Origin of the sequence: Paenibacillus sp. NPDC057967, assembly GCF_042887015.1 — a bacterium.
Classification (GTDB): domain Bacteria; phylum Bacillota; class Bacilli; order Paenibacillales; family Paenibacillaceae; genus Pristimantibacillus.
Map to the genome: position 1 here is coordinate 591,452 of NZ_JBHVQB010000001.1, position 22,961 is coordinate 614,412.

19 protein-coding genes are annotated in these 22,961 nt (G+C 51.0%); 12 read left to right on the plus strand and 7 right to left on the minus strand.

Annotated features, from left to right (window positions below; all coding sequences use genetic code 11):
• The first annotated feature begins 520 nt into the window (after nt 1-520).
• The 4 genes from ACFVSO_RS02460 (at nt 521) to ACFVSO_RS02475 (ending at nt 5,983) form a co-directional block, all read left to right on the plus strand.
• Complete coding sequence (locus tag ACFVSO_RS02460; protein WP_387469733.1) at nt 521-1,552, plus strand: LacI family DNA-binding transcriptional regulator; 1,032 nt, start codon at nt 521-523, stop codon at nt 1,550-1,552.
• Between the two features lie 4 nt (nt 1,553-1,556).
• Nucleotides 1,557-3,521, plus strand: coding sequence for a glycoside hydrolase family 15 protein (locus tag ACFVSO_RS02465; RefSeq protein WP_387469735.1), 1,965 nt, complete (start codon nt 1,557-1,559; stop codon nt 3,519-3,521).
• A 323-nt stretch (nt 3,522-3,844) separates the two neighbouring features.
• Nucleotides 3,845-5,014 (plus strand): acyltransferase family protein, encoded by a 1,170-nt coding sequence (locus ACFVSO_RS02470; RefSeq protein ID WP_387469737.1) that lies wholly within the window; start codon nt 3,845-3,847, stop codon nt 5,012-5,014.
• Nucleotides 5,015-5,545: 531 nt separating this feature from the next.
• Nucleotides 5,546-5,983: a Dps family protein gene (locus ACFVSO_RS02475; RefSeq protein ID WP_387469739.1), complete on the plus strand. Its 438-nt coding sequence runs from the start codon at nt 5,546-5,548 to the stop codon at nt 5,981-5,983.
• 124 nt (nt 5,984-6,107) lie between these two features.
• On the opposite strand, the gene ACFVSO_RS02480 is transcribed toward ACFVSO_RS02475, so the two are convergent.
• From ACFVSO_RS02480 to ACFVSO_RS02495, 4 genes are all read right to left on the minus strand, one after another.
• Complete coding sequence (locus ACFVSO_RS02480) at nt 6,108-6,743, minus strand: fumarylacetoacetate hydrolase family protein (protein WP_387469741.1); 636 nt, start codon at nt 6,741-6,743, stop codon at nt 6,108-6,110.
• A gap of 87 nt (nt 6,744-6,830) precedes the next feature.
• A complete protein-coding gene (locus ACFVSO_RS02485) occupies nt 6,831-8,765 on the minus strand; it encodes an ABC-F family ATP-binding cassette domain-containing protein (RefSeq protein WP_387469743.1) in 1,935 nt (644 codons plus the stop codon).
• A 187-nt stretch (nt 8,766-8,952) separates the two neighbouring features.
• Entirely contained in the window at nt 8,953-10,338 is a 1,386-nt protein-coding gene (gene fumC, locus ACFVSO_RS02490) for a class II fumarate hydratase (protein WP_387469745.1), read from the minus strand.
• Nucleotides 10,339-10,456: 118 nt separating this feature from the next.
• A complete protein-coding gene (locus tag ACFVSO_RS02495) occupies nt 10,457-11,125 on the minus strand; it encodes a bifunctional 2-keto-4-hydroxyglutarate aldolase/2-keto-3-deoxy-6-phosphogluconate aldolase (RefSeq protein ID WP_387469747.1) in 669 nt (222 codons plus the stop codon).
• A 148-nt stretch (nt 11,126-11,273) separates the two neighbouring features.
• On the opposite strand from ACFVSO_RS02495, the gene ACFVSO_RS02500 reads away from it, so the two are divergent.
• The gene (locus ACFVSO_RS02500) at nt 11,274-12,476 is read left to right on the plus strand and encodes a winged helix DNA-binding domain-containing protein (protein ID WP_387469749.1); all 1,203 of its coding nucleotides are present in this window, start codon (nt 11,274-11,276) and stop codon (nt 12,474-12,476) included.
• Between the two features lie 272 nt (nt 12,477-12,748).
• Nucleotides 12,749-13,423, plus strand: a complete 675-nt coding sequence (locus ACFVSO_RS02505; protein ID WP_387469751.1) for a methyltransferase domain-containing protein — start codon at nt 12,749-12,751, stop codon at nt 13,421-13,423.
• A 527-nt stretch (nt 13,424-13,950) separates the two neighbouring features.
• On the opposite strand, the gene ACFVSO_RS02510 is transcribed toward ACFVSO_RS02505, so the two are convergent.
• Nucleotides 13,951-15,174, minus strand: coding sequence for a multidrug effflux MFS transporter (locus ACFVSO_RS02510; RefSeq protein ID WP_387469753.1), 1,224 nt, complete (start codon nt 15,172-15,174; stop codon nt 13,951-13,953).
• A 122-nt stretch (nt 15,175-15,296) separates the two neighbouring features.
• On the opposite strand from ACFVSO_RS02510, the gene ACFVSO_RS02515 reads away from it, so the two are divergent.
• The gene (locus ACFVSO_RS02515; RefSeq protein WP_387469755.1) at nt 15,297-15,467 is read left to right on the plus strand and encodes a DUF1648 domain-containing protein; all 171 of its coding nucleotides are present in this window, start codon (nt 15,297-15,299) and stop codon (nt 15,465-15,467) included.
• 45 nt (nt 15,468-15,512) lie between these two features.
• Nucleotides 15,513-15,788 carry a hypothetical protein gene (locus ACFVSO_RS02520; RefSeq protein ID WP_387469757.1) on the plus strand — a complete coding sequence of 92 codons (276 nt, stop codon included), beginning with the start codon at nt 15,513-15,515 and terminating at the stop codon, nt 15,786-15,788.
• A 223-nt stretch (nt 15,789-16,011) separates the two neighbouring features.
• Here ACFVSO_RS02520 and ACFVSO_RS02525 read toward each other — a convergent pair whose 3' ends face one another.
• Together ACFVSO_RS02525 and ACFVSO_RS02530 are read right to left on the minus strand one after the other, a co-directional pair.
• Nucleotides 16,012-17,193 carry an MFS transporter gene (locus ACFVSO_RS02525; protein WP_387469759.1) on the minus strand — a complete coding sequence of 394 codons (1,182 nt, stop codon included), beginning with the start codon at nt 17,191-17,193 and terminating at the stop codon, nt 16,012-16,014.
• Nucleotides 17,193-18,005 (minus strand): undecaprenyl-diphosphate phosphatase, encoded by an 813-nt coding sequence (locus ACFVSO_RS02530; RefSeq protein WP_387470537.1) that lies wholly within the window; start codon nt 18,003-18,005, stop codon nt 17,193-17,195. Before ACFVSO_RS02530 ends, ACFVSO_RS02525 begins: the two co-directional genes overlap by 1 nt.
• 175 nt (nt 18,006-18,180) lie before the next feature.
• Between ACFVSO_RS02530 and ACFVSO_RS02535 the strand changes: the two genes are divergently transcribed.
• The 4 genes from ACFVSO_RS02535 to ACFVSO_RS02550 all read left to right on the plus strand — a co-directional run bounded on the left by ACFVSO_RS02535 (nt 18,181) and on the right by ACFVSO_RS02550 (nt 22,911).
• Nucleotides 18,181-19,092, plus strand: coding sequence for a 3'-5' exonuclease (locus ACFVSO_RS02535; RefSeq protein WP_387469761.1), 912 nt, complete (start codon nt 18,181-18,183; stop codon nt 19,090-19,092).
• A 363-nt stretch (nt 19,093-19,455) separates the two neighbouring features.
• Nucleotides 19,456-20,376 carry a DMT family transporter gene (locus tag ACFVSO_RS02540; RefSeq protein ID WP_387469763.1) on the plus strand — a complete coding sequence of 307 codons (921 nt, stop codon included), beginning with the start codon at nt 19,456-19,458 and terminating at the stop codon, nt 20,374-20,376.
• A 145-nt stretch (nt 20,377-20,521) separates the two neighbouring features.
• Nucleotides 20,522-22,054: a PTS transporter subunit EIIC gene (locus ACFVSO_RS02545; protein WP_387469765.1), complete on the plus strand. Its 1,533-nt coding sequence runs from the start codon at nt 20,522-20,524 to the stop codon at nt 22,052-22,054.
• A gap of 17 nt (nt 22,055-22,071) precedes the next feature.
• Nucleotides 22,072-22,911 carry a PRD domain-containing protein gene (locus tag ACFVSO_RS02550; protein ID WP_387469767.1) on the plus strand — a complete coding sequence of 280 codons (840 nt, stop codon included), beginning with the start codon at nt 22,072-22,074 and terminating at the stop codon, nt 22,909-22,911.
• The last annotated feature ends 50 nt before the right edge of the window (nt 22,912-22,961 follow it).

The following is a 22,961-nucleotide window of genomic DNA, read 5'->3' on the forward strand; positions in this document are numbered from 1 at the left end:
TGATCCCCTTCCCCTGTACGTGGATATGTTCGAATGAATTCGCTTTCATATTCGTTGCGGCTTCAAACGTTCATTTTCATAAAATGCGGGTTTTTCCGGCATCTTATGCGATTCGCTATGACATTCAGCATGAGAACTCCGATATACGGAATGCCTTGCTTCATTCATGAAGCGAATATGCGCAAACGTTTGTACACTTTTCTCAAAAAATGGCGATTTCAATACATATCAGGATTGAAATCGCTTATTTTTCGGAAATCGGCTTTTTGAAAGCGTTCTATTCGTGTATTCAATATACAACATGCCCTATCATTTGTTAAAACGTTTGCACAGTTCATTTCGATCCATCTTTACAGAGAATACTCCGTTTTTCTTTCATTTAAACTCTATTACTCAGTTTTTCGTCATTTGTGAAAGTTGACGCCAGGATATATATTTACATATGAGCAAAAGTTGCATTAGGATGAACATAATATTCATTATTAGCGCAGTCAATTCAGGTTGCTCATTGGGGGCTCGCATGATGGTTACAATAAAAGACATAGCGAAGGCCGCGGGAGTATCGCCTTCCACGGTGTCCAGGGTGGTCTCGAACCATCCGCGAATTAGTAAAGCGACATCTATGAAAGTTAAAAAAATTATGGATGAGATGGGCTACCATCCGAATCTCATGGCGAAGAGCCTTGTGTCCAAGACGACAAGGACGCTTGCGATCATGCTTCCGCGCCCTGCCGAGGAGCTGTTCCAGGACTTCTTCTTTGGGGAGTTGTTGCGCGGCATTCTGACGCAATCCACGAGAGCGGGATATGACATGCTGCTTGCAGCCGCCACTTCTCCGCAGGATGAGAACGAAACGATCTCCCGTCTTGTTCTTGGCCGCAGAGTCGATGGCGTTATTTTGCTATCTGCGAGAACGAATGACCCGCTCATCGATATCTTAAACAATCATAACTTCCCTACTGTCCTCATCGGACGTTCGGAAGGCCATCAGAATATTCTTTCGGTGGACAATGACAACGAACAAGCTGCCTACGATGCAACCCAACATTTGATTATCCAAGGCCATGAGAGAATTGGCTTCGTCAGCGGACCGCCGAATTTGACGGTATCCCATGACCGGATGTCCGGCTATCGGAGAGCGATGCGCGAAGCAGGACTGTCGATGCGCTCTGAATGGATTGTGGAAGGCGAGTTCCTGCAGCAAAGCGGATACCGCGCCATGTCCTTCATGATGAGCTTGCCCGAGCGTCCCAGCGGACTTGTCGTCATCGACGATGTGGTCGGCTTCGGCGTGCTGAGAGGTCTTAATGAGCTTGGCTATACCGTACCTGATGACATCAGCCTCGTAAGCTTTAACAATATCGCATTATCCGAGCTTGCCACGCCGCCGATCAGCTCTATTGACATTGGCACCTATCAATTGGGATACACTGCCTCTCAACTGCTTATCCGTCGCATCATGGAAGAAGATATTCATCAACCTCGCATGATCATTCCGCACAGGCTGATCGTACGCGATTCCTCCATCCAAGCCGTAAACAAAAGGAGCTAAATTAATGACAAACAACAAGCCCTATTTGGTAGACGCCATTATCGGCAATTCCTCTTTCCTGGCCTCGCTTGGCCGCACCGGACGCATGTACCGGCTGTGGTGGCCGAATATTGACACGCCTCAGCATGTCGATGCCATGCGCACCGGACTGCAGGTCGAAGGTAAAGCGCTCACATGGTTCGACGGCGAGCAAGACGGCTGGCAGCATGAAGTTGCCTACATCAAGCGCAGCAATGTGCTTCGTGTGGACGCACGTTCTTCGGAGCAGCCGATTTCGGTGGAAAGCCTGCATTTTGCCGTACCGGAGAGCAATGTCATCGTGCGCCAGTACACATTCAAAAATGACAGTTCCGTTGCCCAAAGCTTCCGATTCCTGCTTCACTCCTGCTTCCTGATTAGTGAAAACGGGCTGTATAATACGACAATGTTCCAGCCTTCAGCCGATGCCTTGATTCATTTCCGCAACGGGTACTTTTTTTCGCTTTCAAGTGCAAACGTATGCGCAAAGTTCCAGGCCGGATTGTCCTGGGATGCGGTGCAAAACAGCGAGCTGAACGGCAATATGATCGATATGCGCCCTGATGGCGCAATGGCGTGGAATGTGTGCGACTTGCAGCCGGGTGCGAGTGTTACGATCCCTGTATACATTGCGGCGGGGCACAATGAGGAGCAAGTGCTTGAAGAGCTTGCGACGGCGAAAGGGAAAACAAGCGAGGAGCTTGCTAGTCTTACAAATGCATACTGGAACGCATACGTGGATGCTGCTGCGCCTTGTCCGATTGAAGGCGAGGATGTGAAGGAGCTGTATGAGCGCTCCTTGCTGATGTTCAAGCTCATGTCCGACGAGAAGACCGGCAGCATCATCGCCGCTCCCGAGTTCGACGAGAACTTCTCCCGCTGCGGCGGCTACTCCTTCTGCTGGGGCCGGGACGCCGCCTTCATTACGACTGCGCTGGACAAAGCCGGCCTGAATGAGCTGTCCGACCGCTTCTACGCCTGGACGCTGACCGCTCAATCTCCTGACGGCTCCTGGCAGCAGCGCCACTATCACGATGGCGGCCTTGCGCCTTCATGGGGCTTGCAGATTGACGAAGGCTCCTCCATCCTCTGGGGCATGTGGCAGCACTATCTGGAGAAACAGGATGTGGCGTTCGCCAACCTGGTATGGCCGTCTGTCGAGAGAGGCGCAGGCTTCCTGATGTCGTTCATCGATTCAGAGAGCGGCTTGCCGAAACCAAGCATCGATCTATGGGAAGAGCGTGAGGCATCCCATACGTACTCCTCTGCCGCTGTATACGGCGGCCTGACGTCCGCTGCGAGCTTCGCCGAGCTGCTGGGCCATGGTGCGCTGGCGAAGGACTGGAGAAGCGCTGCAGCCCGCATTGCGTATGTGATCATGGACGAATGCTGGAACGAGGAAGGCAGCAGCTTCTACCGCGGCCTTAACCTGAAAGTAAGCAAAGAGAAGTATGATGCTGCTGTCTCCGCTGGCTTCACCGGCCATATTGAGCAGCTCGACAAAGGTTACGAGAAGCATGTGCTGAAGCATGATCCGATCGTCGATATCAGCTTGCTAGGCATCTCTGTGCCATTCGGTGCAGTAGCTCCTGAGCATGATCGCATGCGCCGCACGGCTGACACGATCGAAGCGGCTCTGACCGTGCCGGGCGTAGGCGGGATCAAGCGCTATGAGGACGATATCTACATTGGCGGCAATCCTTGGATTCTGACGACGCTGTGGCTTGCCCACTACCGCGTAGCGACAGGCGACCTGGCCGCTGCCCGCAAGCTGCTGGGCTGGGTGATTGCTCATCGCACCGAGACGGGCTTGCTGCCTGAGCAGATCGACAAAGTAACCGGAGAAACCGCATGGGTGGTGCCGCTGACATGGTCGCATGCCATGTTCGTACTCACCATCTTCATGCTCGCTGAAGCGGAGCAGAAAGCTGCTGTCGCAGTTTCGAACTAATTGGATAGCGGAGGCAAGTTGGTCTGACCGACTTGCCTCCGCTATTTTTATGGCGGCGAGGGAACAAGTCTCGATCGAAGTGATTTCTTTATGCTTGTTAGTCAATTTAGAGAAACAACGGCAAATTAGTCACCCAACTCTATTTGTACCGTACTGTCAATATTTCGATAAAACTTCAGCTGCTAGCGACAAACAGATTGGTGGAATGGAGTTAACTGGATTGATAACACTGTAGCCATTGCATAGTTTGGATAATAATTCATTTAATGCTTTAATCCTATGTGGTATTCTTTACTATAAAAAGGACTACATAGGGGGACATAATGAATAATAGGTACGAGCAACTAGATTCAATTCGCGGCTTAGCTGCACTTACAGTTCTATTTGGACATGTTATGTATATTATTCCAGCCATAGCTGAAGGAATGGGAGATAGTTTTTTAGTAACCCTATTAAAATACTCACCGATTCATGCACTTTGGTCCGGTCATGAAGCTGTTATTGTCTTTTTTATACTTAGCGGCTTTGTCTTGTCACTGCCTTTCTATTCGGGGAAACAGCCAAGTTATTTACCATACATGGCAAAAAGATTTTCCCGAATATATATTCCATACATCATAGCGGTATTAGTTGCAATACTATCAAGCTCGTTTTTTTATTCAGGCAATGTGGCTTATGCAAGTTCTTGGTTTAACGGAATGTGGGGAAAAGATTTGACAGTAAGTAGTGCGCTTAATCATTTATTTTTGCTTGGAGACTTTGATCCAACTCCATTTAATACCGTTATATGGTCCCTAGTCCACGAAATGAGAATATCAATATTGTTTCCTCTCATAATGCTGATCATTCTAAAGTTAAACTGGAAGGCTGGTCTTGGTATTGGGTTCTTTTTATCGTGTTGCTTTGCTATATTGGGATTTCTACTAAAGCCGGAATATGGGACTAACATTTATATCACTCTGCACTATATCTTCATGTTCATCATTGGAGCATTGCTGGCTAAACATCGAGATTACCTTATTAACAAGTTCCAGGACATAGGAAGAAATTACAAGTTACTATTACTTTTTATTTCAGTAGGTGCTTACACATACCCGTGGTATTTTTATGATATCAAAATTCTACATCTTACCGTTATAAATGACTGGGTCGTATCCATTGGGGCTTCGCTTTTTATAGTCATTGGTTTATCTAGTCGTACTGTGGCATCATTTTTGGTGAAAAAACCATTGATATTCTTGGGAAAAGTCTCGTACAGCCTGTATCTTTATCACATTATTATCGTATTCTCATTAGTTCATATTCTAAATGATATTGTTCCATTGTATATTGTCTTACTGATTTCATTGCCAATTTCATTGATGTTTGCATATTTGGCTTGGCTATTGGTCGAACGACCATCAATGAATCTAGGCAGATCATGGGCCAGCTTTATTGTTAAGAGACAGCCTGCTCAATCAGTAAGCCAGCAAAGAGTACCACATAATTCATAACAAAGTGATTAAGATGGTTAATTTATAAATTACATAAAGCAATGATGTTTCTTGCAAAAAAAGAGGGCGCGTGGCAAACGCGCTCTTTTATGTACCATCGAAAGAAGTAACACAGTACAAAAAGAAGCAACTTATTCGTCCTTTGCTTCCAGTTCAGGAAGCAGTCCCATCCCTCATCTTCGTTTTCACACTTCCCGTCGTTTCAATCCTCCCCCATTCGGGTAATCAATAAAAGCGCCATAAACCATTATCAACAACCATGACTTCCCTGCACGCTTCTTAGCGTTTATCCAATAATGAGTATGAAAAAAGACTTTCCGCGTATCCTTGACAAATGACTATCACTTTGTAATAATTATAAATAAGGAATTGATCTAAATTACTTTATCCCCTTATATTCATTACCAGTCACCGTATCCCCTTTCCCGTTTTGGTACAAACTAGCGGGAGAACGAAACACGATACGACTTGTTAAGCTGAATGAATTCGTCATTCTACCATTGAAATTCAACTTACGAAAGGATGATTATCATGCATAAAGTACAACAACATCTGAACCGTCAAATCGCCAACTGGAGTGTACTTTATATCAAGCTCCACAACTACCACTGGTACGTCAAAGGCTCGCAGTTTTTTACGCTGCATGAAAAGTTCCAGGAATTCTATGAGGAAGCGGCACTTCACGTCGATGAAATTGCAGAACGTCTCCTTGCGGTAAAAGGCCAGCCAATCGCCAAAATGAGCGATTACCTGGAAGAGTCCAGCATCAAGGAAGCGGAAGGCAATGAGACAGCCGTCGAAATGGTTGATCAATTGATCAATGACTTCACTGTTATTATCGACGAGTTGAAGCAAGGCATGGAAGTCGCGCAGCAATCCGGTGACGAGACGACAGCCGACATGCTGCTCGCTATCCACACTTCGCTAGAGAAACATGTCTGGATGCTGAGCGCATTCAACGGCAGATAAACGCGGGGTACGCCCTGTATACAAACAGTTCCCCCAAAAAAAGCGGACCAGTTCACACTGGCCCGCTTTTTTCAGTAAATTAAATGGTTACTCTGAACTGCGTTGGATATTTGATATTCCGTCATTACCGCATCACAATTCGGCAATCGCCCAGCTTCTCTTCTGCCCAGATCGCTTCCAGCACATCGCCGTCATGAAGCGCCGCTACGCCTGCTGGCGTGCCTGTATAGATCAGGTCTCCGCCGCCAAGGCCGTAATGCTCTTCAATATAGTGCACAAGCTCTGTTATGCCGAACAGCATGTCTTTGGAGCAGCCGACTTGGACAGGTTCTCCGTTGCGCATCAGCTTGAAGGTGCTCTCTGCAAGCGCAGCCTCGCCCGGATATGGAATCCAGCGACCAAGCGGAGCGGAGTTTCTGAAGCCTTTGGCCGCAAGCCAAGGCTGGCCCTTCGCCTTCAGCTTGGATTGCACGTCGCGCAGCGTCATATCCAGTCCAAGCGTCATCGCATCGAAGCATTCGCTATCCGCCGCTCCCGGGCGATAGGATTCGCTTACGCGCAGTACGATCTCCAGCTCGAAATGCACCTCGCCGACATGAGCGGGCAATACAACTTCGTTGCCATCCATAGCCGCCACCGCATGGGACGGCTTCGTGAAGACGAGCGGCTCCGACGGCACCTCGTTGCCTAATTCGAGCGCATGCAGCCGATAATTGCGGCCGATGCAATAGATGTTCCGAATGCTTGTGTTGTTTGCCATGTCCGTATGACCACCTTGTCGTCTATATTGTGAACATCCCATTCCTTGATGAACAAACGTAATAACGGGTATACTCCCGAACTCCAACTAGCCGCGCTTCTGCGCTTCGATCTTCTCTGCGAGCTCATTTAGCTCCGTCCAGCGGTCCATCAGCGCCTCCAGCTTCTCTTCCGCTTGCTGTTGCTCAGCCGTCAGCTCTTGGAGCCTCGCGGAGTCGCTGCTGGCTGCCTCCATCGCCGCGGCAATCCGGGTCAGCTCTCCCTCGGCCTCTTCAATCCAGCCATCAATTGCTTCGAAGTCCTTCTGATCCTTGTACGACATTTTGAGGGCGCGTTCCCTTGGCTGCTGCTTGGACGCTTCTGTCTGACCGGCCGCCGCTGCACCTTTGCCGGCCCCCGCCTTGTCTACCGCTGGTTCTGCTTGCTCCCGCTTCGCCGCGCTGGACTGATAATCCGAATAATTGCCCGTATGATGCGTAATAACGCCGTCTTCAAACGCAATGATTTTCTCCACCGTACGGTCCAGGAAGTAACGGTCATGAGAAACCACGAAGACAACGCCCGGGAAATCGTCCAAATAATCTTCCAGCACGGTCAGCGTCGCAATATCCAGATCATTCGTCGGCTCATCGAGCAGCAGCACATTAGGCGCGCTCATCAGAACCCGCAGAAGCTGAAGCCTCCGCTTCTCACCGCCCGACAGCTTGGCAATCGGCGTCCACTGCATCGTCGGCGAGAACAGGAACCGCTCCAGCATCTGGCCGGCAGGAATGGCTGTACCATCCGCCGTCTTCACCTGATCTGCTTCCTCGCGGATATATTCGATCACCCGCAGCGTCTCATCCATCTCTTCACGCTCCTGGGAGAACCAGCCCAGCTTAACTGTCGGCCCCAGATCTACCGTACCGGAGTCCGGCGCGAGCTTGCCCGCAATGAGCCTGAGCAGCGTCGACTTGCCGCTTCCGTTCCGGCCTACGATGCCGACCCTGTCTTCAGGTACCGCTATGTAGCTGAAATCCGAAATAAGCGTGCGGTCCCCATAGCTCTTGGAGATTGCTTCGACTTCTACGATTTTTTTGCCCAGGCGTGAAGAAGCGACGGACAGGTCAAGCTTGCCGTCGGATGCCTTCGGCCCTGCCGCTTTCAAAGTCTCGAACCGATCGATGCGCGCCTTCTGCTTCGTCGTCCGCGCTTTGGCGCCGCGGCGAATCCAGGCCAGCTCGTTGCGCAGCAAATTTTGCCGTTTTGACTCGGAAGCAGCTTCGCGCTCCTCCCGCTCCAGCTTCAGCTCCAGGAAGCGGCTGTAGTTCGCTTGATAGAAATACGCTTCGCCGCGATCAAGCTCGATGACCCGATTGCTGACCCGGTCGAGGAAATACCGGTCATGCGTAATCATAAGCAGCGCGCCTCTGCGCTTCTGAAGCATCCCCTCCAGCCATGCGACAGAATCATTGTCGATATGGTTGGTCGGCTCATCCAGAATGAGCACATCGGACGGCAGCAGCAAAGCAGCTGCCATCGCAACACGCTTCCGCTGACCGCCGGACAGCGTCTCAACTTTGGCCTCATACTGCTGAATGCCCAGCTTCGAGAGAGCCGTCTTCGCTTCGTTCTCAAGCTGCCATGCGTCCAGCTCATCCATACGTTGGTTCGCGGCAATAAGCGCGGACTGAAGCTCCTCACTCTCAGGTTTCAGCGCAATGGCCTCCATCGCTACGGCATAGCCCTGAACAGCTCTGAGCTGGGGCGAATCGCCGCCCAGCACATGCTCCAGCGCCGTCTCTCCGGGCTGGAATACCGGGTCCTGCGCCAGCATCCGCACGACAACCCGGTTGCCGATGGAGATGGAGCCGGAATCCGCTTGCTCGACGCCAGCGATCACTTTCAGAAAGGTCGATTTTCCCGTTCCGTTGACGCCGATGATGCCGATCTTGTCGCCATCTTCTACGCCGAACGTCACATCCCTGAACAGTACTTTTTCGCCATACGTTTTCGTTATATGTTCAACTGATAATAAATGCATGTCGCTACCCTACTTTGTCCACATGATAGAGCCGCAAGAAACGGCTATCTGTATCATAGCACAGATCGACTTTCTTCCGCACCGAAACTGCCCTCTAAGAACGTCTAACACCACCCGTATCAAAAAAAGACCATCCCCTGAGGCGCGTACGCTTCAGGAGATGGCCACAATCTTTTCTATCGTTTAATTACCGCTTGCCGATCATGTTCTCAGGACGAACATACTCATCGAATTGCTCCGAAGTGAGAAGGCCGCTGGCAATCGCCGATTCCTTCAGCGTCAGGCCTTGCTTATGTGCATTCTTCGCAATTGCCGCCGCATTCTCATAGCCGATATACGGGTTCAGCGCCGTAACCAGCATTAATGATTGATCCAGGTTGCGTTTGATCACCGCTTCGTTCGGCTCGATGCCTACTGCGCAGTTGTCGTTGAAGGAAATCATCGAGTCCGCCATCAGCGCAACGGATTGAATGAAGTTGTACAGAATTACCGGCTTGAACACGTTCAGCTCGAAGTTGCCTTGGCTTGCCGCCATGCCGATTGCCGCGTCGTTGCCGATTACCTGGCATACCGCCATCGTCATCGCTTCGCTTTGAGTCGGATTGACTTTGCCCGGCATAATGGAGCTGCCCGGCTCGTTCTCCGGAATCGACAGCTCGCCGATGCCGCAGCGCGGACCGCTTGCCAGCCATCTGACGTCGTTGGCGATTTTCATCAGGTTCGCTGCAAGCGCCTTGATTGCGCCGTGCGTGTAGACCATTTGGTCATGACTCGTCAAGGAATGGAACTTGTTTCTCGCCGTAATGAACGTTTTGCCAGTCAGCGCCGTTACTTCCTCAGCTACTGCAACCGCATAGTCCGGGTGCGCGTTAAGCCCCGTGCCTACCGCTGTTCCGCCCAGAGCCAGCTCACGCATCGTATCTACGCTTTGAACCAGCATCGCGCGCGTATTGTCCAGCATGGAGTACCAGCCGCTGATTTCTTGGCCAAGCGTAATAGGAGTCGCATCTTGAAGATGGGTACGGCCGATTTTAACCAGATCGTTGAACTTCTCTGCCTTCGCATACAGCGTGCCGTTCAGCAAGTCCAGTGCCGGAAGCAGCCGGTCCTCTACTGCGATAACGCCTGCGATATGCATAGCCGCCGGGAACGTATCATTGGAGCTTTGGGAACGGTTCACATCATCGTTCGGGTGGATGCGTGTCGCGCTGCCTCTTGCTTCAAGCAATTGGTTCGCACGGCGTGCCACCACTTCGTTCACGTTCATGTTCGTCTGCGTGCCGCTGCCTGTCTGCCATACCACAAGCGGGAATTCGTCATCCCACTTGCCGCTCAAAATCTCGTCTACCGCTTCACCGATCACAACAGCCTTCTCTTCATCCAATACGCCCAGCTTGTGGTTAGCAAAAGCGGATGCTTTTTTCACGATGGCCATTCCGTATACGACTTCGATCGGCATACGTTCGCCGCTAATTTTGAAGTTTTGCAAGCTGCGCTGCGTTTGCGCGCCCCATAGCTTATCCGCAGGAACTTTGATTTCGCCCATTGTGTCCTTTTCAATCCGGTAATCCATTCAACAAACGACTCCTTTACCTAAGTAATATTAGTCCATGCTTGTACATCCTGTTTCTTTTATAACCCGAATCGCCACTCGAAGCAAGCGCTCCCAGACTCATCCGTGCCGGGAAGGACTAGACGCCCTTCGCATCCCGGTATGCCGCGATATAGGCGGCAGCTTTCTGCTCAATAATGGAGAAGTCTCCCGTCTTCACGGCTTCCTTCGTCAGATCGGAACCGATACCGACCGCAACCGCGCCGGCCTTGATCCAATCCTTCAGGTTGTCCAGCGAAACGCCTCCAGTCGGCATAATGTTCGCTTGCGGCAGCGGTCCTTTGATGGACGGGATGACGCTAGGCGAATACAGGTTGCCCGGGAACAGCTTCACGACGTCAACGCCAAGCTCAAGTGCCGTCTGAATTTCCTGAATCGTCATCGTACCCGGCATAACCGGAATCGCATAACGGTTGCACATCTTGATGGTATCGGCACTCAGCGAAGGAGCGACCACATATTCTGCTCCTGCCAGGATGGCAGCGCGAGCCGTCTCCGGATCAAGCACAGTTCCCACGCCGATAATCGCGTAATTATCAGCATCCGGCGAGACATCGCTGGAGTATTCTTTGGACAATTGCTCGATCGCTCTAAGCGCGAACGGTACCGTCATCGTAATTTCAATCGCCTTAATTCCGCCTTTGATGGCGCGGCGGGCCATCTCCGCTACTTCTTCCGCCGAATCGGCGCGCAAAACCGCAACAACACCCGCTTCCGTCAGCTGCTGCAGCACTCTAAGCTTTTTCATGATCCAATCCCTCTTCCCTTTATGTGGTTCTATGTTCGATAATAGACTTAACCTACGGCCCATTATAGACCTTTTCGGGAAGCGCATCAATCCGAAGACGTGCGCAACTTGTCATGCCGTGGAAAAACGATAGGTAAGGATGCGAGGAATGATGGGTGATATACTTCCGACTAACCGTACGCTTTCATTAAAAAGGCTGAACCGCGCGCTGCTGGAACGTCAGCTGCTGCTGCGTCGAAGCCGAATTTCTCCGCTTGAAGCGATCGAGCGTCTGGTCGGCATTCAAGCTCAAGCGCCGATGCCGCCTTATTACGCTTTATGGAGCCGATTGGACAATTTCGAACCGGAGTCGCTTGCGAATTTGCTGAGTAACAGGCAGGCAGTTCGTATTGCCCTTATGCGCTCTACGATTCATTTGGTAACCGCACGGGATGCCCGATTATTCCGGGCTGCGCTTGCCCCGATGTTGGAACGTACCATCATTAGCTATAACGGCAAAAAGCTTGGCGGGGTAGATCTGGCTCAACTAGCCCTGGCGACAGTCAAGCTTGCCACAGAGCAACCTATTACATTTGAAGAGCTGGGCAAGCAGCTGCAGCAGGATTGGCCGGGGCATGAGCCTTCCGTACTCTCTTCGACCGCACGCAACCTCGTTCCACTCGCTCAAATTCCGCCCCGAGGGCTCTGGGGGCAAGGCGGGGCTGCCAGACATGTGCCTTTGGCGCATTGGCTCGCGACCGGCCCTAACCATCAGGAAATTGGCGGAATCGGCGACTTACAAGAATATGCGAATGGCGGAATTAACAGCTCAGGTAAAGCTGGGGACGATATTGATGCAGCTATCAAGTCGATACTGTTCCGATATTTAGGTGCATTCGGTCCCGCTTCTGTTAAGGACATGCAGGCATGGTCGGGTATGACCCGCTTAAAGCCGTATATCCAGGAATGGGCATCGGAGCTTGAATGCTTCAAGGATGAAGCAGGCAATGAGCTGTATGATCTGTCCGGCGCTCCGCTTCCGCCAGAAGATATGCCTGCTCCCGTGCGTTACCTGTCCGAATTTGACAACATGCTGATTTCCTACAGCGACCGTACACGGATTATGCCTGCGGTGTACAAGTCAAGAATCATCACGATCAACGGTCTTGTCCGATCGACGTTTTTGATAGATGGCTTCGTTCGCGGCACTTGGACGATTGAGGAGAACAAAGAATCGGCGAACTTGCGGCTTCAGCCGTTCGAGCCCATTAGGGATGAAGATATGGAATCGCTCCGGGATGAAGGAGCTCGATTGCTCCATTTCGCCGCACCGGACAAGCAGCATCGCTTTTTAGTTGACCCTGTAAGTTGATCAGCGAAATAAATTAGAGTCCTCTATGTCACTTTGTAAAATGCGAAGCTCCTGCTCGATTCGCAGCCTGGATATGGCATGGATTTCATAATTCCATGCCATATCCAGGCTGCTACTCCACTGTTTATAGGTATAAACTATATAGATTATTTGTTTTATATATTTCAACTATGGCGATTAGACCGTTAAGATGAAGGTATCGAATCGATTCGACATCCAAAGGGCTAGTCTTTAGAAAAAATACGACTGTCAGATGACGAGGAGGGTTTCACATGGAGAACAATGTAAAAAAGCAATTTGATCAAGCCGCGCCAAGTTATGATGACAAACATGGTAAGCTGATCCCCTGCTATGAGGATTTCTACGGAGCTGCGGTAACTTGGGCAGATGTGGCTAATGATGCGCCTTATATTCTGGATTTGGGTGCTGGTACCGGCAGGCTCTCCGCCATGATGCTGGAGAAATATCCCGGCGCACATGTAACAATGGTCGATTTCAGCGAGGATATGCTGGAGAAGGCCAAGGCCCGTTTTGCCGGCCATCCCAATCTGGAATACATTGCTGCAGACTATTTGACCTATGAGTTTGAACGTTCTTATTGCGCTATCGTCTCATCACTCTCCATCCACCATCTGACTCATGAGGACAAACAGGTTCTATTCCGCAAAATCCATTCCATGCTGAAGCCGGGCGGCGTATTCGTCAATGCCGACCAGGCAGCGGGCTCCTCTCCCGCTTTCGTCGCCGAGTTCAAGCAGTTATGGCTTGAGGCGGTAACCGACACCGATCTGGAGCCGGAAGATATTGAGGCTTCGAAGAAGCGCAGATTGCTGGACATTGACGCCACACTCACCGACCAGTTGCAATGGCTGTGCGACGCTGGCTTCGCCGAGGTCGATTGCGTATACCGCAACCGCGAGTTCACGGTGTTTGTGGCCAGAGCTTGATGATGGTTGTGTCGGGATTAGCCGTGTGTCACAACGGTAATTCGCCATTTGGAGCGCTGAGGGACGTTTAATGGTTTCTCGCAACACTAATTCGCCATTTGGAGCGCTGACGAACGTTTAATGGTTTCTCACAACACTAATGTGCCATTTGGACCACTGACGAACGTTTAATGGTTTCTCGCAACACTAATGTGCTATTTGGACCACTGACGAACGTTTAACGGTTTCTCACAACACTAATTCGCCATAGGGAGCGCTGAGGGACGTTTAATGGTTGTCTCGCAACACTAATTCGCCATAGGGAGCTCTACCGAACAATTAGGCGTCTCTCACAACGCTATTTCGCCGACCCATCGCAATCCGTAACCGAGTCAGCGCCAATTTCCTGTAATAGTAGAACAAGCCGCGCCATTCCGGCGCGGCTTGTTCTACATACATACTAATTAGTCCATTCGACTTCCGACCGCATTCCTGCGTACATCTTCCACCGGCGATGGTGCAACTTCGGGTGGCAACCGTACACACAATTACTTCCGCTTCGTCAGCAACATGTTGCTGATGAAGGCTGCAAGCACGAGCGACGAGATGACGATAGCAAGCGGTACCGCCGTACCCTCGCCGCCAAGTCCGACGAGCGGCGCGGCAAGGCCGCCGAAGATAAAGGACAGCATGCCAAGCATAGCTGACGCGCTGCCTGCAGTTTGCCCTTGATCCTGCAACGCCAGTGAAGTAGTGGTAGCGGATGTGATGCCCAAGCTCGACACGACCAGGAAGAACCCTGCGACGATCATCGGCAAATCCAGCTTCAAGAAAGCCGTCGCAAGCAACAGCACAGAGCCGCATCCCGCCATTATAAGTCCGCTTATGAGCAGCTTGCGCGCTTCCACCTTGCCTGCCAGGCGCCCAGCGATTTGGCTGGCAATAATAATGCCGATCCCGTTCAGGCCAAAGATATAGCTGTACGTTCTTGGCGTGACGTTGTAGATTTCTTGCAAAACAAAGGACGAGCCCGAGATGTAAGCGAACATCGCAGCCATCATAAAGCCCTGCGTCATGGCATATCCCATGAAGACGCGATCGCCCGCCAGCCTGCGGAAGATCCGAAGCGTGTTGCTGAGGCCCCCGGATTGGCGGCGCTCCATCGGAAGCGTCTCTTTCAAGCCGAAGTAGATCGCGGCCATCATTAGCAGCCCGGACACGCTAAGAACCGCGAATACGCCTCTCCACGAAGTGAAGTTCAATATTTCCGCTCCGATCATTGGAGCGAGAATCGGGGCAGCCCCGTTAATGAGCATCAATAAGGCAAAAAACTTCGTCAGTTCTACGCCGGAATACAAGTCCCGCACGCTTGCACGGGCAATAACGATACCCGCCGCCCCGGCAAGACCTTGCACGAACCGAAGTGCGATAAATGTCCATATATTCGGAGAGATGACACATAGCAACGATACAACCGCATATACGGCTATACCAATTAAAAGCGGCTTCCTTCTCCCTGTCACATCGCTTATGGGGCCAACGATCAGTTGACCAAGCGCGATGCCGAGCAAGCAAGCAGTAAGACTGAGCTGCGCCACTGAAGCCGAAGCTCCAAGCTCTCCTGCAAGCGTAGGCAATGCAGGCAAATACATATCAATAGATAGTGGTCCAATCCCTGATAGCGCTCCTAATATCAACGCAATCCATAACCGCTTGGATCGACCGACTGGTGTAGTTGTCGCCTGGTTAACGGCGGACTTAGCGGTATTCATGATGGCAACCCTTCTCTCTTCTCTATAGCAGCACAAAAAACATAAGTCCAATTGTACTCCCGAAACTTTATTCTGACAACCGCGTAAAGGGATTAAACCCATTCCAGAAAGAAGTGATTTTCATGACCAATCGACCAATCATACCCATTTCTAGGACGAAGCTCGAATGGCTGCTCGACGGATTATCTCTGCTGGCTTTGGCAGTGCCTACTATCAATCTGTTTCTGGTGTGGGGAGATCTTCCGGCAAAGGTGCCAATCCATTTCAACGCGGCTGGCGAAGCGGACGGCTAGGGTGGTAAAGGCACTTCTCTGATCCTGCCGATCATCGGATTGCTCTTGTTCCTCGGGCTTTCGCTGCTGCGCAAAATCCCTCATCATTTTAACTATCCTACTGCGCTGACAAAGGAGAATGCAGAGAAAAAATACCGTCTCTCCATTCAAATGCTCAGCTGGATGAAATTCGAAATTTCACTGCTGTTCGGCATCATCCTGTGGAATCTCGTCCGTTCCGCGCAAGACCACACCAATGGCATGGGCTGGCTGATGCCAGTCGCTCTTGCTGCTATAATAGGCACCACAATCTACTTCACCATACAACTCGCCAAAAAGTAAGCAGATGCCGAGAAGCTTTCCCCCATGATGTTCGCGGCTTCCATGACGGGGAGACATTTCACCCGGTCAGGACCATCCCCCTTGCACATTACGACACGGATGCAAAGTTCCGGGTTGCCGATACTAATACGCTCATCCTCAGTGCAGCAATAAGCCACAACAAAAGAAGCTCGCCTCTCCCACTACAACAAGGAGAGACGAGCTTTTTGCCATGCACGCAGGATTAACCTGCCGACACTCCGTCCGCAGCAACACCTGAACGGCGCACCATGCCGTACAGAGCAACAAAGCCGGCTACGCCGACCAAAGCCATGATGGCTCCGGAGATGTACATCGACTGCGCGCCCAGGTTCTGGAACAGCCAGCCCCCGATGACGCCTGCCGCCATGCCAGACACACCGCCATAGATTAGCGCGTACACAGCTTGTCCCGAGGCGCGGTATTGCGCCGGCACTAGCAGCGCCGTAAGCTGCGTGCCGATATAATAGAAGCCGCCGAACGTGACACAGTGGAGCAATTGCACGAATATAATTTGCAAGCCGCTATCCGCGCCCGCCATCAGCGCCCATCTCAGCGTGAATAACAGGCTGACGAAGATCATGCAGTACATCATCGTTTTGGTATTGCGCTTCAAATAGCGGTCCAGCAGCAAAAATACCGGAATTTCAAAGATGGATGAGAAAAACGCCGCCCAGCCGATCATATCTGCTTGTCCGCCAAGCTCGGCGATATACAGCGCAATAAAGGTCTGGTTCATCGAATTGGGAATCGATAATACCAGGCCGAGCAGCAAGAAAAGCAGAAACGCCCTGTTGGCAAAGATGGAGCGATAATTCGTCTTCTCCGCCTTGACCGCAACCTTGGATTCTCCCTTCGGCAAACCCAGCGCGAACAGAATCGACATCAGCATCATCGCCGTATACAAAATCCATAACCGCTCGATGCCAATGTGTCCGATGACCGGACCGGATGCAGCCGCCAGAACGGCCCAGCCCATCGACCCCCATAACCGGAACGAGCCGAATTTGTATTTCGTACCCTCAATCGCATTCAGAATCAAGCTGTTGCTTTGCGAGAACATCGGCATTTGGAAAAAGAAGAAAAACAGCATCGCCGTATAAATAACCGTATCAGACTGTGCCAGAAAAACGATTTGCATAATGACCGTTGCGCCAGCCATCATAATAAGAATAACGAGCCGGATATTGCGGAATCGGTCACTTAAGTATCCCCATAACGGGTTGGCAACAATCGATACGATAGGGCCGCCTGCCAGCAGCGCGCCGATTTCCAGCGTCGACCATCCGATCTTTTGCAGATAGAGGGCAAAAAACGTGCTGTACACCGACAGAGCGCCATAGATAAAAAAGTTGAACGCCTTAATGACGTTGTAAGAACCTTTCATTAGAGGAATAGAAGCAACAAAATACCTGCCGCGAAGCAATAGTAAGCGAAATATTTCAGGTTGCCTTTCTCCATGATGTTCATGAGCCATTTCATTGCAAAATAAGTAAGTACGAGCGTAGCCAAGAAGGCAATCGCATAAGGGCCGACCAAGGATGACGAGATCGGATCACTGGAGAAGTCTTTCAGCCCCAATACGACACCGCCAAGGCTAATCGGAATATACAGCATGAAGGAGAATCTGAGTGCCGTCTCCTGTCTCATGCCTACTGCAATGGATGCGATAACAGTCGAACCCGATCTGCTGATACCCGGGATAAGCGCCACAGCCTGAGCCAATCCAACGATTAAAGCGTCCTTCGCGCTCAGATCGCCATCACGTTTTTTCCCTCTAAGGTTACGGATCAGCCATAAGGCAATACCCGTCACAAGCAGCGATATCGCTACCATCTTGGCATGCGAGAAGAGTCGCTCGATGTCCTCTTGAAACAAGAAGCCGATCAGGCCTGCCGGGATGGTGCCCAGCACAACATAAACAATAAACATAAAGTCCGATTTGTACTCCGCCTTGCGGGTACGGATGAAGCGGTATCCGTTCACGATCAACCGCCCGATCATCGCCCTGTAGATGAATAAAATCGCGATTAACGATGCCGTGTTCAGGAATACTTCGAATGAAAGTCCTTCTTGTTCCATTCCCATTAACTCACGGGCAATGATGACATGGCCGCTCGACGAGACCGGAATCGGCTCCGTGAAGCCTTGCACCGCGCCCAGCACCAAATACTTCAGCCACAAAATAAACTGTTCCATATGCTTTTTCGCTGCCTCCACTCTCTGTCTCTTAAGCTTTCTACCGTTCCTAGTATATACGATTTCCATAGTCATTGAAATTACAATACTGTCACATTGCTATCCGCGAGCTACGCATTCACGGCGCAAATCTGCTAGAATGAATAATGCATGCCATTAACCGGAGGTCATCGAATTGGATTACATCGTGTTGGACATTGAATTTAACGGGCGCAAATTCGCCAGCGATCTGCCCATGGAAGTTATCGAGATCGGGGCTGTGCGTCTCGACGCCTCGCTTCAACCTATAGACGAATTTACCGCATTTATTAAGCCGGTCTACTTTCCGAAGCTGAATTCCTTTATTCAGAAAAAGACAGGCATTCCGCAAGAATCCATTAATACCGCAGCCGGATTTCCGAAGGTCATTCGTGAATTCCTGGCATGGCTCGGCAAAAGCGAGCAGCCCGTGCTTGTTACGTGGGGCGGCGAAGACTTGAAGCGGATTGTGCTTGATACGCGCATGCATAAGATGGATGATGCCTACTGGCTAGCCATGCCTTATTATGATTTGTTGAAAGGCTATATCCGTGTAAAAGGCCTGACCAACGATGTCAGTGTGGAAGCCGCCTTAACCGAGCTGGGATTGTCTTCGGACGGTTCCGCGCACCGGGCGCTGGATGATGCCCGCATGACGGCCGATATCTTCCGCAGCGTATATGGTCAGCTGGACTTCAGTTATACGCAGCATTATAAGGATTTGTTCACAAACGCCAAGGAACGCAGGCTGGTGAAAAACGCAATCCGGCTGCTCCGCTCCCAGAAGCTGGAGCCGACATGGGAGTCATTTGTCCTGCACGTGCTGAAGGAGAAGGTGAAGCTGGATGATCCGCGCAAGGAAGCGGAGATGAAGAGCTACTTCCAGGCAGAGCTGGAGAAGCAAGCGAGCAAGCCCATACCTGCAGCCAAGCCGGCGAAAGCCATATCTTCTTCGCCAACCGATGCTCCTTCAGAAGATAAAGCTACCGACTCTAACCATTCTTCGCCACAGGACATACCCGCGCAAGCAACTGCCGAGACGGAGACATCAGATACAGAGCATCAATAGCAGCAATGGTCGCTTATAGATGAAAAAAGATCGCAGATCACGCCTCTTATCGGCGCATCTGTGATCTTTTTTGATTTAGCATACCTAGTCGTTAAACCTTTAATCAGAGGTTAGCATGAGCCTCATTTCGCAAGCATTTTTTAATTCGATTTCAGCATTTGTTGGCGCATATTTTGTGCAATCCGCACAATGCTCAGATTTGAATGGCTTCCCTGCCCTTTTCCCCAAAAATGCCTTTGACAGCGGGTGGCGGCGGGAGTATGATCTTCGTTGTATGCATGTTAACTTGGGGCCTTTATTCCCCCTTCCTACATCCTCTTAATAAACGAATTTATTGTGAAACGACTGGAGAGAGCATCACCTATGACACGCAGCTTGAAAGGCTTTACCGGTATTGAGCTTCTATATCTAATCGGTATTGTCGCCATATCTTTTTCGTCGATCTTTGTCCGGTGGTCTGAAGCCGATGTAGCGGTGATCGCCATGTACCGGCTTTATCTAACGAATATACTTCTGCTTCCTTTTGTATGGAAGTACCGTTCATCGCTGTTCCGGCTGAGCAAGCGGCAATGGGGCTGGCTCGCTGCTTCCGGCGCGATGCTGGCTCTTCATTTTCTGTTATGGATGGCATCGCTTCGCTATACGACCGTAGCTAGCTCGACCGTCATCTTGACGCTTGAGCCGCTTATGGTCATGCTGGGCTCGTACTGGCTGTTCCGCACGAAGGCCAACAGCATGATGTTATGGGGAATGGGCATCGCCATTGCCGGTTCGTTCGTGATTGGCGCTGGTGATTTCCGGTTGTCCGGCACCGCTCTGTATGGAGACGCCTTGTCCTTCTTCGGCACCGTCGCAGTCGCGCTTCATATGCTCATTGGCAAGAAGCTGCGTGATGACATGGATGCTTTTCCGTATAACTTCTGGGTATTCGCCTTCGCCGCATCCTTCCTCGCCGTCTATAACGTCGTTCAAGGGCACGCTTTCACGGGTTACGAAGCCCGCGAGTGGGGCATCTTCCTGCTTCTTGCAATTGTCCCTACGCTCTTCGGACATTACTTGTTCAACTGGCTGCTGAAGTATATGAACGCAACCGCCGTCTCCATGTCGGTGCTTGGCGAGCCTGTCATTGCCTCCCTGCTGGCATGGGTGCTGCTGAAGGAAGCACTGACCGCGTATCAGCTCGGAGCCGGCATCTTTATTTTGTTTGGCGTATGGCTGTTTCTTCGTTACGGAGACAAGGCCGAACCGCCTAAAGCCACACCTGTTAAGCAAAGTTTGCTTTGACAGGAACTAGGACAAAATAGTATAATTTTTGTGAATAATCGTATAAAATTCGAACGTGTTACCGCGAGGGCATTAGTTCAAGAAGAGATAGCGTTCTTGAGCTATGCCCTTTTTCTTTTCCATAAAATGGGGTGTATGACAACAAATGAGTTACATTCAGCGTATTGGTCGTTCATTTATGATTCCCATTGCTGTCATGCCTGCTGCTGCCATTCTGTACCGGTTCGGCAAGATCGAGTTCGACCATCCTTTTCTGATCAAGCTTGCAGCGATCTGCGAAGCCGCTGGCGGAGCGATCTTCGACCATCTTCCCCTGCTTTTTGCCATCGGCATTGCGATTGGCTTAACGCAGGGAAAAGGCGTTGCTGCTCTGTCCGCAGCCGTAGGCTACATGGTGTTCCAGGAAGTGATGCGCACGTTCGAAGTGATGCAATCCAGCGATCTGGCGGGGACGAATATGCAGATGGGCGTCCTTGGCGGTCTGATTACAGGGGGCATTACTGCCTACCTCTACAACCGATTCAAGGATATCCAATTGCCCCAGGCATTAGGTTTCTTTGCAGGCAGGCGATTCGTACCGATCATTACCGCTCTTACCATGACGGTGCTGGGAGGACTGCTCGGCTTCATCTGGATGCCGATTCAAGATGTCATCCAAGGCTTCGGACTATGGCTGGAATCAACGGGCGGCATCGGAACGTTCCTGTACGGTACGATTAACCGGCTGCTTATCCCTACCGGCCTCCATCATATCGTGAACCATATCTTATGGTTCCAGATCGGCGAGTTCGCGGAAGCCGGCGGGAAGATCGCACAGGGCGACCTGACACGGTTTTATGCGGGAGATCCTACGGCGGGCACTTATATGACGGGCTTCTTCCCGATCATGATGTTCGGCTTGCCGGGCGCCGCTATTGCCATGGCAAGATGCGCGAAACCGGAGAACCGCAAAGTCATTATGTCCATTATGCTAAGCGCCGCCTTCACCTCATTCCTAACAGGCATTACAGAGCCGATCGAATTTGCCTTTATGCTGGTTGCTCCCGCATTGTTCATCGTGCATGCCTTTCTGACGGGTTTGTCGATGATGATTATGCATCTGCTCGAGGTGAAAGTCGGGTTTGGGTTTTCTGCAGGCTTCATCGACCTTGCCATCAATTGGAGCCAATCAACTAACCCTTGGCTGGTATTCCCTGTTGGCGCCGCTTACTTTATCGTCTATTATTTTGTATTCTATATCCTGATCCGTGCGTTCAACTTCGCAACGCCAGGCAGGGCAGACGATAAAACGGAAGCGCTTGCGGAAGTGGGGCCGTCACCGGATGCCCCTACTCCCGAGCCTATTCACGAGGCCTTCTCCGAGGCCTCGGCTACCGTATCCGCACCTGCGGTCACGGCGCTTAGAACACCCAATATCAAGCTGATTGCGTACAAAGCGTCCGAAGTAACCGAGCTTATCGGCGGGTACAAGAATATGGTCGATATCGACGCGTGTATTACCCGGCTGCGTCTGACGCTGCATGATTCCGGTCTTGTCCAGGAGCAGAAGCTGCGTGAGCTGGGTGCTGCAGGTATCATCCGCATCGGAAAAAATGGCGTTCATATCGTCTTCGGGACGGACTCCGAGCTGATCAAGGAAGAGATTCTGAAGGCGCAAACCAACCAAAACGCTGATTGAATGGAGGGTAAGTGAAGATGGCCGCAATTGAAAGAAAGATCATTCATGTGCTTTCGAACAATGTCGTGATGACTAAGCTATCCTCCGGTAAAAATTCCATTGCATTCGGCAAAGGAATCGGCTTCAAACGGCAGCCTGGCATGGCCATTGGCGAATCCGAAATTACACAGGAGTTTTTATTGCATACCATGGAAACCATTGAACACTATGAACAAATCCTAAACAATGTCGATACGCGCATCGTAGGCGTGACGGAGGAAGTGATCGCTATGGCCCAGCAGCGGCTGGAGGGCGAGTTCTCCGAGCGGATTCACGCTGCGCTTGTCGATCATATCAACTTTGCCATCGAGCGCTGCCGCCAAGGCGTGCTGATTACCAATCCGTTCTCGTATGAGATCAGGCTCATGTACAAGGATGAATACGACGTAGCCTCCGAGGCAGTCAGCTACTTGAACGAGAAGCTGGATGCAGGGCTTCCCGAGGATGAAATTGCGTTTTTGGCCATGCACTTTCATGGCGCGCGCAACCGCGAGCGCGGTACGGAGACGCTTGCCGTCGTCAGGCTTGTCGCCAAAATAATGGACGAAGCGAAGGAGCTCGGCCTTTACTTCAGCGACTCCTTCTCCTCCCTCCGTTTTATTTCGCATCTCAAGGGATTGATTGACCGCGTCCGCAAGGAGGCGCATATCAAAAACCCGTTGCTGCACAAAATCAAGGTCGAATATCCGCTGTCGTACAGCCGCTCGCTCACGCTTAGTGCCATTCTGGAGGAGCAGCTCAAAAAGCCCGTTCCGGACGATGAAATCGGCTTTCTGACCTTGCATATTGAACGTCTGAACCAGCGCGAGCAAACCTGATTAAAAATAAAAGATTGACAGATCAGTAATTATTTATTAGTATTTGACAC